The organism is Leptotrichia sp. oral taxon 847 (assembly GCF_001553645.1).
Lineage (GTDB): Bacteria > Fusobacteriota > Fusobacteriia > Fusobacteriales > Leptotrichiaceae > Leptotrichia.
Map to the genome: position 1 here is coordinate 1,971,230 of NZ_CP014231.1, position 12,685 is coordinate 1,983,914.

At 27.8% G+C, this 12,685-nt stretch carries 16 protein-coding genes; all 16 read left to right on the top strand.

Annotated features, from left to right (window positions below; all coding sequences use genetic code 11):
* The first annotated feature begins 719 nt into the window (after positions 1-719).
* The 16 genes from mreC (at position 720) to AXF11_RS09370 (ending at position 12,649) form a co-directional block, all read left to right on the top strand.
* Positions 720-1,631 (top strand): rod shape-determining protein MreC, encoded by a 912-nt coding sequence (gene mreC / locus AXF11_RS09295; RefSeq protein ID WP_068157494.1) that lies wholly within the window; start codon positions 720-722, stop codon positions 1,629-1,631.
* A gap of 51 nt (positions 1,632-1,682) precedes the next feature.
* A complete protein-coding gene (locus tag AXF11_RS09300; RefSeq protein ID WP_068157497.1) occupies positions 1,683-2,222 on the top strand; it encodes a hypothetical protein in 540 nt (179 codons plus the stop codon).
* 8 nt (positions 2,223-2,230) lie between these two features.
* A complete protein-coding gene (recO, locus tag AXF11_RS09305; protein ID WP_068157501.1) occupies positions 2,231-2,917 on the top strand; it encodes a DNA repair protein RecO in 687 nt (228 codons plus the stop codon).
* Entirely contained in the window at positions 2,895-3,359 is a 465-nt protein-coding gene (locus AXF11_RS09310; RefSeq protein ID WP_068157502.1) for a PTS sugar transporter subunit IIA, read from the top strand. The genes recO and AXF11_RS09310 overlap by 23 nt, the downstream gene beginning before the upstream one ends.
* Positions 3,360-3,367: 8 nt before the next feature.
* On the top strand, positions 3,368-3,835 hold the full coding sequence (gene nrdR / locus AXF11_RS09315; RefSeq protein WP_068157505.1) for a transcriptional regulator NrdR: 468 nt from the start codon (positions 3,368-3,370) through the stop codon (positions 3,833-3,835).
* Between the two features lie 35 nt (positions 3,836-3,870).
* Positions 3,871-4,134, top strand: coding sequence for a hypothetical protein (locus AXF11_RS09320; protein WP_068157507.1), 264 nt, complete (start codon positions 3,871-3,873; stop codon positions 4,132-4,134).
* A 15-nt stretch (positions 4,135-4,149) separates the two neighbouring features.
* Positions 4,150-4,650: a hypothetical protein gene (locus AXF11_RS09325; protein ID WP_068157509.1), complete on the top strand. Its 501-nt coding sequence runs from the start codon at positions 4,150-4,152 to the stop codon at positions 4,648-4,650.
* A 120-nt stretch (positions 4,651-4,770) separates the two neighbouring features.
* On the top strand, positions 4,771-5,940 hold the full coding sequence (locus AXF11_RS09330) for an ABC transporter permease (RefSeq protein ID WP_068157512.1): 1,170 nt from the start codon (positions 4,771-4,773) through the stop codon (positions 5,938-5,940).
* Positions 5,933-6,631, top strand: coding sequence for an ABC transporter ATP-binding protein (locus tag AXF11_RS09335; protein ID WP_068157515.1), 699 nt, complete (start codon positions 5,933-5,935; stop codon positions 6,629-6,631). The genes AXF11_RS09330 and AXF11_RS09335 overlap by 8 nt, the downstream gene beginning before the upstream one ends.
* A gap of 18 nt (positions 6,632-6,649) precedes the next feature.
* Positions 6,650-7,738 carry a DNA polymerase IV gene (dinB, locus tag AXF11_RS09340; RefSeq protein ID WP_068157518.1) on the top strand — a complete coding sequence of 363 codons (1,089 nt, stop codon included), beginning with the start codon at positions 6,650-6,652 and terminating at the stop codon, positions 7,736-7,738.
* A 119-nt stretch (positions 7,739-7,857) separates the two neighbouring features.
* Positions 7,858-8,169: an ATP synthase subunit G gene (locus AXF11_RS09345; protein WP_068157521.1), complete on the top strand. Its 312-nt coding sequence runs from the start codon at positions 7,858-7,860 to the stop codon at positions 8,167-8,169.
* The gene (locus AXF11_RS09350) at positions 8,169-10,145 is read left to right on the top strand and encodes a V-type ATP synthase subunit I (protein ID WP_068157525.1); all 1,977 of its coding nucleotides are present in this window, start codon (positions 8,169-8,171) and stop codon (positions 10,143-10,145) included. Before AXF11_RS09345 ends, AXF11_RS09350 begins: the two co-directional genes overlap by 1 nt.
* Before the next feature lie 52 nt (positions 10,146-10,197).
* Positions 10,198-10,677, top strand: a complete 480-nt coding sequence (locus AXF11_RS09355) for a V-type ATP synthase subunit K (RefSeq protein ID WP_068157527.1) — start codon at positions 10,198-10,200, stop codon at positions 10,675-10,677.
* A gap of 44 nt (positions 10,678-10,721) precedes the next feature.
* Complete coding sequence (locus AXF11_RS09360; protein ID WP_068157530.1) at positions 10,722-11,273, top strand: V-type ATP synthase subunit E; 552 nt, start codon at positions 10,722-10,724, stop codon at positions 11,271-11,273.
* Between the two features lie 82 nt (positions 11,274-11,355).
* Entirely contained in the window at positions 11,356-12,348 is a 993-nt protein-coding gene (locus tag AXF11_RS09365) for a V-type ATP synthase subunit C (protein WP_068157533.1), read from the top strand.
* Positions 12,341-12,649 carry a V-type ATP synthase subunit F gene (locus AXF11_RS09370; RefSeq protein ID WP_068157535.1) on the top strand — a complete coding sequence of 103 codons (309 nt, stop codon included), beginning with the start codon at positions 12,341-12,343 and terminating at the stop codon, positions 12,647-12,649. Before AXF11_RS09365 ends, AXF11_RS09370 begins: the two co-directional genes overlap by 8 nt.
* Positions 12,650-12,685: the final 36 nt, after the last annotated feature.

Sequence of the window (12,685 nt, forward strand, 5' to 3'; positions counted from 1 at the left end):
TAGAGTAAAAATATGATGGTTTAAAAATTTTAGGGGCAGATTTTTTAATTTCAAATTTTTTAGCTTGTTTTTGATTACAAGATGTTATTTTGTTTAATATTATTTTTTTATTTTTTTACATAAGGGGAAAGGACCGCCATTTCCCCTTATAATCCCCACGCTCGTCTAAGCATTTTTTTGAAGCAAAGCCGAAACTCGCACTAAACGTGCTCAAACAGTCGTCTTTACTCCAAAAAAATCACGACACCTTTTGTATGATAATAAAATTTAAACCGTCGGAGCATTTTTATGTGCTGACAAAACTGTCTGAGCGTAAGCGAGTTTTTTGGCAGTGCATAAAAATGTCGAAGACTAGCCGGGGTGCAGGGGTGCGGCGATGAGCACTTCTGCTTAAAAAAGAAAAAATTATTTTAGTAACTTTCTGGATTGAATGAAAAACTTAAAATAAGATTTTTTATTTACCCCTAACTATTTTACTCTGTCGTAAAAATATAATTAAGTTTACAAAGTAAAGAAAATATAGTATAATAAAAAGCAAGTTTGTTAGATAATATAATATAAAAATAAACATATTTAGCAATATATAAAAAAGTAAAAAATAACTATTGATAAAGTGTAATAAATGTGTTATATTTAAATTGTAAGTATTAATAAACTTATAAATAAAATTAACATTTTGAAAGTTAGTTTTATTACAAATTTATGAGAGGAAATAAATAATGAAAATAGGTAGAGAATTTTCTGATAAAAAAAGTACTGGGAGGAATATTTTAATACTGATAGTCGTAATAATTATATTATTTGCACTAAAAAATAGAATTTCCAGTTCATTTTCATTTTTGGACGGAATTACTAAAGAAATAGATTTTAGGCTTGTAAAAGTGAAAAGTATGCTTTATACTCAGACATTAAAATTAAAATCCAGAGTACAAGATATCAGTTACATCGAAGAGTATGTAAAAAACAATAAAATGAGAGATTTTGAATTACAGAAAAATAAAGTTCAAAATACAGAATTAGCATATTTAAAGGTTGAAAATGAAAATTTGAGAAGAATGCTTGATATGCGTCAAAAAAATCCTGCTGAGTTTATAGCAGCCGATGTTGCGTTAGTGGAAAATATAAATTATTCAGAGAAGTTTTTTATCAACAAAGGTCAAAATCAGGGAATAAAATTAAATTTACCAGTTATGTACAACGGCTATTTAATCGGAAAAATCTCGAAAGTTGATGCGGAATATTCAGAAGTTACTCTTTTGACAAGCAAAAATTCAAAATTAAGTGTAACTTTGAATGGTACAGATTTACAGATTTTGCGTGGAAATGGAAATGGAACTTTTTCAATCCAAAACTTCAATGAAGGTTCAGTCAATGAAAAAACGTTATTTAACATAGAAACTTCAGGTGTGAGTGATGTTTTTCCAAAGGGGATAAAAGTTGGAGTATTTAAAGTAAAAGATTTAAATGCGTTTAAGAAAATAAAGGAAATCAGATTCAAGCCAGAGTATGATATTTTTCAAATTCAAAACGTGATGGTTTACAAATGGAGCAGAAACGATGCAATTGACAATCAAATTCAAAATCAGTTAAATTTGGAAAAAGAGCAGGAATCAAATCAATCTCACGATTAATTGCAATAAAACTTTAAGTTCAATTTTTAAAATAATTTATGGAGGTAAAAGATGTTTAAAAAATTAACAATGAGTAAGTTAGTAATATTGATGACAATTTTTATTTCGGTTTTTTCCTTTTCAAAAGATTTTTGGGAAAAAAGAAATTTTACAGTAAATGTAACGGAAGATGCGACAATTAATGGTCAGAGAAGAACCAAAAGATACATTATGAGCTACAATTCAGGAACATTGAAATTGCAAATTACAGCTCCTAATGTAAATCGAGGTGAAATTTATACCTTTAGTGGAAGCACAAAAACTGTTTATTATCCATCTTTAAAACAGACAGTAAGACAAAAAGTTGCAAAAGATGAAGCAAATATTTTGTCAGTATTTAACAAAATATCGAGAATAAGCGGTAAAAAGACACAGACTAAAAATGGAGATACATTTCATTTTTCAGGAAATTGGTTAACTTCGATTACTAGCAGAGGATATACAGTAAATTTCAGCGATTATAGATTGTCAAATGGATATTATTTCCCAACAAAAATTTCTGTAAGAGATGGAAATTCCCAGATAATTTATAGATTGTCAAACTTTAAATAAAGGTCTTTATGAAAGTTTTTAAAATAAATGGGATAATTTTAAAAAAGAAAGAATACGGAGAAAATAATTTATTAGTTACTATTTTTTCTAAGGAAATTGGTAAAATTTTGGCAATGGCATACGGAATAACTAAATCTAAAAAAAGAAATTTAGCTGCATATAATCCAATGAATATTGTCGAATTTACTATTTCAAAAAAAAATAACTTTTATTCGATAAAAGAAGCAAGCATAGTCAAAGTATTTAAGAATATTTTGAAAGATATTGAAAAATTGGAAATTTCGTTATATATTTTAGACAGTATAAATAAAATTTATGATGAGAGTGTTGAAAATCAGATATTTTTTAATAAATTGTCGGATATATTAAGCTACATAGATGAAATTGTTAATTTAAAAGATGGGTATAAGTACTATATTCTTATGGCATTTTTGCATAGAATTATGGTTGAACATGGAATCTATGGAACTAGCGAAGTTAAATCACTATTAAAAAAAGAATTATTTTTGGAGTACAAAAAAATATTGATTTTAAGTAAAAATTTAAATTTTCAGAAAAAAGTGGAACAGCATAAGGATAGTTTAAAAAAAATAGTCATTATTTTTGAAAAATATGTAAATATGCAATTGCAAGTAGAACTAAATATGCAAAAATTTATTTTGGAGGGATTTTATGGAAAGCAAAAAAATTGCTGATTATATTCAGATGGATACAATTTGTTTGGATCTAAAATCAAATAACAAAAATTCGGTGATAAGAGAGCTTTATGAAAATTTAAAAAAATGTGGTTTAGTAAAAGACGAAGAATTGGCGCTAAATGATATCTTAAAAAGAGAAGAAATGGGAACAACAGGAATCGGTAAAAAGATCGCTCTGCCTCATGCTAAAACTAAATCTGTCGACGAGTTAATAATAACTTTTGGAATTTCTAGAGATGGTATTGAATATGAGTCGCTTGACGAAGATAAAGTAAATATTTTCTTTATGTTTTTATGTCCGGAAAATCAAACTCAGGAGTATTTGAGAATACTTGCGAGAATTTCCAGGTTGATTAGAGAGACAAGATTTGTTGATTCTTTGCTAAGCGCAAAATCAAATGATGAGATTGTAAAAATAATAAGAGAAGAAGAAAATTAGGTGAAATTATGAGATGTCCGTTTTGTGGAAATGCAAATACCAAAGTAGTTGACAGTCGTGCATATTTTGAAGGAAATTCAATCAAAAGACGAAGAGAATGCGAAAAATGTGGCAAAAGATTTACGACACACGAAAAAGTGGCAGAATTAGCTTTAAAAGTAATAAAAAAAAGTGGTGAAAAACAAATTTATTCCAGAGAAAAAGTCTATAACGGTATCATTCGTGCATTTGAAAAAAGATATTGCGACACTGAAAAAATAGAAGAAGTTATAGACAGAATTGAAAGAGAAATTTTGACTGAATATTCGGGTGAGATAAAATCAAATGCTTTAGGCGATAAAATACTTTCATATTTGATTGATTTGGATGAAATAGCATATGTTAGGTTTGCTTCTGTTTATAAAAAATTTGATAGTTTGGACAGTTTTATTTTTGAAATTGAAAAAATTAGAAATGACAAAAAAAATAAAAAATAAAATTTATAAAAAAATAGAAAAGTTTAGGAGAGTAGATGAAAAGATTAGTTTTTTTGTGGAATGTTATTTTTGGAATGATTGTAGTATATCAACTTTATGATAGCATAATGAAGTATTCAAGTAGAAATGAAATTCAAAAGAATATTGCGGCAGCTAATAAAGATATAAAGGAATATACTGAAAAAAAGAATAAAATTATTCAAAATACAAATGATCTTACAGATGAAAATAAATTTGAAAGATATGTAAGAGATAACTTGAATTTTAAGAAAAAAGGAGAAATTACTTACAAATATTAAGTGATGTTATGAAATATGGAAAATTTATTTGAGTCAAAAAGTTTAAAAGAAGAAGTACAAAAATATAAAATAGAAGATGAAAATAAAAAGTATATTTTTAGAGCCAATACAAAATATATAATTTCATCGTCTATTTTTTTTATAATAATTTTATTTGTTGCTTCAAATTCATTGTATAAAGGTGTTATAGGAGCTGAAAAATTATCGGCATTAAGAGTTATTTTGATTTTAATTTTGTTTTTATATGTTTTTGTGTCCATTTTTTTAATATTTAGTTATAAAATTGTGTTTGAAAATGATACTATTTTTGTGAAAAAAATAAAAATAGAAATTTCAAATATAGAAAGTGCAACCGTAAAGATTGCAAAAGTAAGTGCAGCAAAACTGGACAAGGTTTTGGAAGTTATAACTTACGATGGTAAAAGAGTACAAATTAGATTAAATATAAAAAATGAAAAATTATTGTTAAAGTTATTGCAAAGAAAGATTGGTGATAAATTGATTTTTAAAATATAAAAAATTTTTAGCAGTAATTTTAGGGAAAAGCAAAGTAAAAATAAGAAAAATTAAGGATAAAAAAATAAAAGAAATAAAAAATAAAAACAGAGATAAGGAAAGGAAAGAGGAAAAGAAAAAATGGTGGAGTTTTTTATTGCATTTAGGCACATTGTAGAAAGAAAGTTTCAAAGTATATTTTCAATGCTTGGAATTGCTATAGCTGTAACGGTTTTTATTGTGTCGTTAACTGTATCAAATGGACTTGGAAGAAATATGGTAAGTTCGCTTCTTACAATGAGTCCGCATATTTTAATAAAGCATAAGCAAAAAAATTTTTTTGAAAATTATAGTGAAGCGGTAGAAAATCTAAAAAAAGTAGAAGGTGTAAAAGCGGTTATTCCTAAAATAAATAGTCAGTCAATTATACGTTCACAGGGATTTGCAAGAGGAGTGCTTGCTTATGGAATAATGCCAGAAAATGTGAAAAATGACTTAAATTTGAAGATAGTTGCTGGAAATAACAATGTTGAAGAACTGAATTCAATTTTAGTTGGAGATGAACTGGCAAAGGGAATGGGTTTAAAAGTTGGTCAGGAGATAAGTCTTGTATCAGCGGAAAATAAAGAAATAAAATTAATTGTGAGAGGGATTTTTAAAACAGGATTTTTAGAATATGACACAAATCTTGCAATTGTTCCAATGAAAACTATACAAATTTTAGCAGAACAGGGAGAAGTGGCAACGGATATTTGGGTAAAGGTAGATAATCCTCAAAAAGTTGAAAATGTCGAAAAAAAAATACAGTTAAATAATGTAATTCCTAAATCAGAATACGAAATTGTGGATTGGAAAATGATAAATCAAAGTCTTTTAAGCGCTGAAAGATTTGAGAAATTTGTTTTAATTGCTATTTTGAGTTTACTTTTGCTAATTGCAAGTTTTGCCGTATCAGTTATTTTGAATATGATAGTCAGAGAAAAAATTAAAGATATTGGAATTTTAAAGTCAATTGGTTATACAAATAAACATATTCGAAAAATTTTTATGATAGAAGGACTTTTATTGGGATTTTTTGGAATGGTAATAGGGAGCATACTTTCACCAATTGTTTCAATTTTGTTAAAAATATTGTTTAAGGTGTTTATGAAAAATGGAACTTATTATTTGGAAGAATTGCCACTTTATATCTCAGCAAAAGAACTAATTATAATATATGTGGTTACGTTTGTAGTTGTATTTATCTCAACCATTTTTCCAGCAACAAGAGCAGCAAAATTAAAACCTGTGGAGGCTTTGAAATATGAATAAGATAATAGAGTTAAAGAATGTAAGTAAAATTTACAAAACAAAAGTTGAAGAAATTCATGTATTGAAAAATATTAATTTTGCATTTAATAGAGGAGATTTTGTTTCGATTCAAGGAAAATCTGGAAGTGGAAAAACTTCACTTTTGAATATAATGGGACTTTTGGATGAGCCGACAAACGGTGAAATTATAATTAGTGGAGAAAAAATTGATCACAAAAATGAAAAAATGAAAAATATTATAAGAAATGAAAAAATAGGATTTGTCTTCCAGTTTCATTATTTGTTAAATGAATTTTCATCGCTGGAAAACGTTATGATGCCAGCTTTAATCAATAAAAATATGACTCACGAAAAGGCCAAAAAAAAGGCAAAGGAACTACTGTCCCTTGTAAATTTGTCAAATAGGACTAAACATAAGCCGATGGAATTATCTGGTGGAGAAAAGCAAAGGGTTGCAATAGCAAGAGCTATGATGAATGATCCTGATATCATACTAGCGGATGAACCGACGGGAAATTTGGATACGGAAACAAGTAACATAATAAATGATCTGTTTATTAAAATAAATAGAGAAAGACAGCAGTCAATAATAATTGTAACACATAGTTTGGAGCTGGCAAATTTGGCAAAATATAAGTATAAAATTGAAAATGGTAAATTTAATATGATTTTGCCGACGATAAAATTATAATGTAAAATGGTAAAAACAATGGAAAATAACAAAATATATCTTCATTATGATATGGATGCATTTTTTGCTTCCATTGAACAGCGAGATAATCCAAAATTGCGTGGAAAGGCGATTGCAGTTGGTAGTGGCGTTGTTACAACGGCAAGCTATGAAGCTAGAAAATTTGGAATAAGATCAGCTATGCCAATGTCAAATGCAAGAAAGTTGTGTCCACATTTAAAAGTAGTTTATCCCAGAAAAGATGTCTATTTTGCTGAAGGGAAAAAAATACAGGATTTAATAAAAAAAATTATCAAAATCTATGAATTCACTTCGGTAGATGAAGGTTATTTGGATATCACACAATTCATTTTTGCAGAAAATCAGACGGAAATAAAAAAAATTTCTAAAATAAAAAGATTTATAAAAAAGTTTAAGGAATATATATACAAAAATGTAAATTTAACTTGTTCTGTCGGAATAGGATTTAGTAAAGTTAGCGCAAAAATCGCAAGTGATGCCAACAAACCAAATGGATTTTTTATTTTCAAAAATAAAAAACATTTTATAAATTACATCTACGATAAAAATTTGGAGATAATTCCAGGCATTGGGAAAAAAACGAGAGAAATTTTAAAATTTTCTTTTGAAGCGACAAAAGTTTCACAGCTATATGAAATTTCAAAAGAGACATTAATTAGAAAATTTGGTGCGAGTAGAGGCGAGTATATCTATAACGTTATTCGAGGTAAGCATTTTTCCAAGATTAATGTTGCTAGGCAAAGAAAATCATACGGCTATGAAATAACTTTTAGCCAAAATGTTGATGAGATTTATGAACTTCAAGAAGCAATGAAAGCGCAAGTAAAAAAAATTAGCCAAAAGTTAAAAGAGCAGAAAGAATTTATAAAAACAGTTACAGTAAAAATAAAATATTCTGATTTTACTGGGCACACTCGGTCAAAGACGTTTAATAATGCAACAAATGATGAAGAAGTAATTTATAAAATTTCACTTGAAAATTTTAATTATTTTATAAAAAAAGATGAAGTGAGACTTATTGGAATTTATGTGAGCAACATTTTTAAGAGGCGTTTTATACAGCTGAGATTGTTTGAGAAAACTTGACAAAATGTGAAAAAACTGGTAGTATTATAGGAGTAGTTAATGACTTTTTGGTCATAAATTGAGCATTAAAATATTAAAATTATTTTAATGAATATTTAAAAAGCGAAGGAGGTTATATCTTGGCAAAAGAAATTTTAGAAAAAATAAAAGCTGCTGAAAAAGAAGCGGATGGTATTATTATGGACTCAAACGATGCTGCAAAGGATATTTTGAAAAATATCGACGAGAAAATAAAGTCGGATAGTGAAAAAGTGCTTTCACAAGCATCAAAAGAAGCAGAAAATATAAAAAAAACTTCAGTGGAAAAAGCCAAAGAAAAAGTTAAGTTTCTTTTAGATAGTGAAGCAGAAAATATAAAAAAAATTCTTGAAATTGATGACGCAAAAATAGAAAAAGTCGTTGATTTATTGGCAGAGAGGATTGTAAAATAATGGCAATAGTAAAGATGAGTAAATTTGATTTGGTCATTTTTGATTCCAAAAGAGCAAAAGTGCTAAAAAGACTTCAAAAATTTAAAGAAGTCAATTTTGTCGATGTAAACTTAAATGATGATGAAAATGATGAAATCAATGAAAATAAAATCGAAGGCGTGACAAAATATGTGAACAATGAAGAATTGACACATATTGAAGAGAGACTTCATCAAGTTAGTAGTGCAATTTCCTTGATAAAAAAATATGATGTAAAAAAAACTCGATTAAGAGACGTTATCAAAGGGAATGAAAATTATACATTTGATGAATTGTCTAAAAAAGTTTTGTCGTACGATTGGAAAAAAATATCTTCTGAGTTAAATAGTATTGGAGCCAAGTACGCCAATATAAAAAGTAAAATTTCTAAAAAATATAACAAGTACGATGAAATTGATTTATGGGAAAGACTTGATGTCAATCCAAAAGAATTAAAGCAATTAAAAAAAGTTAATTCTTATTTAGGAACTGTGCCGTTAAAATTAAAAGGCACATTTATTGAACAAATTTCAAATTTGAGTAATACTTATTATGAAGAGTTGAAAATTGTAAAAGATGAAGTTTATTATCTTGTAATTTCACTTATTGAAGAAAATGAAGCCGAAAAGCTGTCTGAAGTATTTAGAGATAGCAGTTTTACTGTGGCAAATCTGGATATAGATGCAATTCCTCAGGATTACAAAGATAAGTTGCAAAAAGAAATTTCTGAATTAAAAAAGGAAAAAAGAAAATTAAAATCAAAAATCAAATCATATAGTGAAGATTTAACAGATTTGGAAGCAATTTATGAATATTTACAAAATAAAAAATTGAGAATTACTGAATCTGAAAAATTAGCACAGACAGAAAATACCAATATTATTAATGGATGGATACCAACATCAAAAAAAGATGAATTTGAAAAATTGATAAGAGAAGAAACAAATGGAAACTATTATGTAAGTTTTGAAGAAGCTAAAAAAGATGATGAAACGGTTCCAATTAAATTAAAAAATGGTAGAATTTCGACTAATTTTGAAACTCTTACACAGATGTACGCTTATCCAAGATATAACGAAATTGATCCTACACCATTATTTACACCATTTTATATTTTATTTTTCGGTATGATGGGAGCGGATGTCGGATATGGATTGGTGCTTTTACTCGCAACAGCCATCACTTTAAGAATTGTAAATCTTAATGATAGTATGAGAAAATCAGTTAAATTTTTCTTTTATTTGAGTTTTTCAGTTATCTTTTGGGGATTTTTATACGGTTCGTACTTTGGTGCAACAATACCAAAAATGTGGCGTTTAATTGATCCTTCCAGCGAATATAATACACTTCTTATAGGTTCTATTGTATTTGGAGTTGTTCATATTTTTGTTGGACTTGGAATAAAAGCGTATATGTTAATTCGTGATGGAAAATCGCTTGATGCAATTTATGATGTATTATTTTGGTATATGTCACTTGCAGGTGGAATTGTATTTTTAATTTTCAAATTGAAGAATTTATCGCCTGTTGTAACTCAAGTTTCAATGTGGGTGATGATTTTAGGAATGGTTGGAATTATACTTACGGGTGGAAGAGAAGCTAAAAGTGTCGGTGCAAAACTAGGTGGCGGATTATATAGTCTTTATGGTATTTCAAGTTATATTGGAGATTTTGTGTCTTATTCAAGGCTTATGGCGCTAGGGCTTTCTGGTGGATTTATCGCATCGGCAATTAATATGATTGCAGGAATGATTGCGGGAAATTGGGCTGGAATGATATTTGTACCTGTGATTTTAGTATTTGGACATCTATTTAATATGTTTTTATCGTTCTTGGGTGCATATGTTCATACATCAAGACTTATGTATGTAGAATATTTTGGAAAATTTTATGAAGGTGGAGGAAGACCTTTTAAAGATTTTAGAACAGAAACTAAAAAAATAAATTTAAAAGATTAATAAATTTAAAGATTAATTTATAAATAGTAAATAATTATTAGGAGGAAATAAAATGAATTTGAATTTATCACAATTTTTAGCACAAAATGGAGGTGCTGTATTTGCAACATTAGGAGCGGCATTAGCAACATTATTAGCAGGAATTGGTTCTGCTAAAGGAGTAGGATTAGTTGGAGAAGTGGCAACAGGACTTATGAGTGAAGAACCTGAAAAATTTGGGAAATCACTAGTATTACAATTGTTACCAGGTACACAAGGGTTATATGGTTTCGTTATTGGACTTATGGTTTTGGGAAAAATAACTAAAGATCTTACTGTTGCAAATGGTTTAGGAATTTTAATGGCTTGTCTTCCAATCGCAATCGCAGGATACGGTTCAGCAATCGCACAAGGTAGAGTAGCAGCATCAGGAATTAGCTTACTTGCAAAAAATGAAGAACAAAATACAAAAGGTATTATTTATGCGGTAATGGTTGAAACTTATGCACTACTTGCATTCGTAGTATCTATTATGTTATTAGGTAAATTTTAGTTGAATAAAAAAGTTATTAAAATTTACAAAAAAGGAGGCAGACGATGTCTAACATTGACAATTTGACATCAAAAATTTTAAATGATGCAAAAATTGCTGGAGAGCAGATTGTGAGTGAAGCACAAGAAAAAGCGGATAAAAAATATGAAACAAGTATGAAAAAAGTTGCACAAAAAAAAGAAAAAATTCTTGAAACAGCAAAAAAAGAGCAAGTGCTTTTGACTGATAGAATAAAATCAAGTGCAAATTTGAAAATAAGAAATGAAAAATTAAAAGCAAAACAAATAGTAATTGACAAAGTTATAGAAAAGTTAAAACAAAAATTAGCAAATATGACAAAAGAAGATTACATGGCGTATTTAAACAAAAACATTGATAAAAATTCGATTTCTTCAAAAGAATTAATTGTAAAAAAAGAATTTTTACAAGATGTAAAAAAAGAGTTTAAAGACGCTAAAATTAAAGAAAATGAATTTGTAAGCTCAGGATTTATCATTGAGGAAAATGGTGTTCAAAAGAATTATACTTTTGAAGTAAAAATAGATTTTATGAGAGACGAATTGGAAGTGGAAATTTCGAAACTTCTTTTCTCATAAGAAGATAAACTTAGCTGTAAATTACTTGAAAATTGTAAATTTAAAATATTTTGCAGTTTTGGGAAATTAAGGGAGAAAAAATATGAATAGAATGGATTACGGTCAAAGTGTCGTAACTATTAGAGTATTAGAAAAAAGACTCTTAACTAAAAATAGGCTTGAGCGAATGATAGAATCTGAAACTTGCGAAGAAGTTTTGAAATTATTATCGGAAACTGAGTATTCTCAAGATATGATGGATATTCAAAATAGTAGAGATTATGAAAAAATTTTAAAAAGGGAAACTGAAAGAGTTTTTTCGTTAGTTCGCAATATGTCTAAAAATAAAGAAGTTGTTGATATTTTGTCATTAAAATATGACTATCACAATTTGAAAGTATTGATAAAAAGCAAAGTTTTTGAAAAAGATAACACAAATTTATTGATGAATGCTGGAACAGTTGATATAACAAAATTTAAGACAAAATCTGAAGTTCAAAGTTTGGATTTGCCAGAAGGAATTTTGGAAGCAATTGCGGAAATAAAAAAGGAAGAAAATCTTAGTCCACAAAAAATTGATATTATTGTGGAAAAATATTATTTCAAAAATTTAGTGAATTTATCGAAAAAAATTGATGTGAAAGTCATAACAGATTACGTCAAAGGACTTATCGACTTTCAAAATATAATAACTTTATTTAGAGTTCAAAAACAAAATAGAAATGCAAAGTTTTTGGATAGTGTAATATTTGACGGTGGGACAATTTCAAAAGATAAAATTGTGGCGTCATTAAATGACAGTTCGGAAACAATTTTGAATAAATTTAAAAAAGAAAGATTGGGACCATATTTGGTAAAAGGAGTTGAAGTTTTTAACGAAACAAAAAGATTGTCAGAATTTGAAAAAATATCGGATAATTATTTGATGGAATTAACTAAAGAATCTAAATACATCGTATTTGGACCTGAGCCGCTATTTACATATCTTGTTGCAAAAGAGCGAGAAATCAATGCAATTAGACTTATTATGGTCAGCAAAATTAATAATATAAGTTCAGAGAAAATAAGGGAAAGGCTGCGTGATACATATGCATAAAATAGGTGTTGTTGGAGATAAAGATACAATTTTACCATTTAAAGCACTGGGACTTTGCGTATATCCTGTAATAACTAAAGAAGAGGCAAGACATTTTATAGATGAAATGGCAAAAGATAACTTTGGTATTATTTTTGTAACTGAGCAGATAGCTACTTTGGTAAAAGAAACGATTGAGCGATATGCGGGTAAGATAATGCCAGCAGTTATTGTCATTCCTAACAATCAAGGAACACTTGGATTAGGATTAAATAAAATAGATGAATATGTAGAAAAAGCAATTGGCTCTAACATATTTTAATTTTTTTATAGTTATTAGAATAATAGTTTTCAAAAT

Coding starts and splice junctions, on each gene's coding strand:
- mreC (WP_068157494.1), top strand. CDS start 720: ATGAAAATAGGTAGAGAATTTTCTGATAAAAAAAGTACTGGGAGGAAT.
- AXF11_RS09300 (WP_068157497.1), top strand. CDS start 1,683: ATGTTTAAAAAATTAACAATGAGTAAGTTAGTAATATTGATGACAATT.
- recO (WP_068157501.1), top strand. CDS start 2,231: ATGAAAGTTTTTAAAATAAATGGGATAATTTTAAAAAAGAAAGAATAC.
- AXF11_RS09310 (WP_068157502.1), top strand. CDS start 2,895: ATGGAAAGCAAAAAAATTGCTGATTATATTCAGATGGATACAATTTGT.
- nrdR (WP_068157505.1), top strand. CDS start 3,368: ATGAGATGTCCGTTTTGTGGAAATGCAAATACCAAAGTAGTTGACAGT.
- AXF11_RS09320 (WP_068157507.1), top strand. CDS start 3,871: ATGAAAAGATTAGTTTTTTTGTGGAATGTTATTTTTGGAATGATTGTA.
- AXF11_RS09325 (WP_068157509.1), top strand. CDS start 4,150: ATGGAAAATTTATTTGAGTCAAAAAGTTTAAAAGAAGAAGTACAAAAA.
- AXF11_RS09330 (WP_068157512.1), top strand. CDS start 4,771: ATGGTGGAGTTTTTTATTGCATTTAGGCACATTGTAGAAAGAAAGTTT.
- AXF11_RS09335 (WP_068157515.1), top strand. CDS start 5,933: ATGAATAAGATAATAGAGTTAAAGAATGTAAGTAAAATTTACAAAACA.
- dinB (WP_068157518.1), top strand. CDS start 6,650: ATGGAAAATAACAAAATATATCTTCATTATGATATGGATGCATTTTTT.
- AXF11_RS09350 (WP_068157525.1), top strand. CDS start 8,169: ATGGCAATAGTAAAGATGAGTAAATTTGATTTGGTCATTTTTGATTCC.
- AXF11_RS09355 (WP_068157527.1), top strand. CDS start 10,198: ATGAATTTGAATTTATCACAATTTTTAGCACAAAATGGAGGTGCTGTA.
- AXF11_RS09360 (WP_068157530.1), top strand. CDS start 10,722: ATGTCTAACATTGACAATTTGACATCAAAAATTTTAAATGATGCAAAA.
- AXF11_RS09365 (WP_068157533.1), top strand. CDS start 11,356: ATGAATAGAATGGATTACGGTCAAAGTGTCGTAACTATTAGAGTATTA.
- AXF11_RS09370 (WP_068157535.1), top strand. CDS start 12,341: ATGCATAAAATAGGTGTTGTTGGAGATAAAGATACAATTTTACCATTT.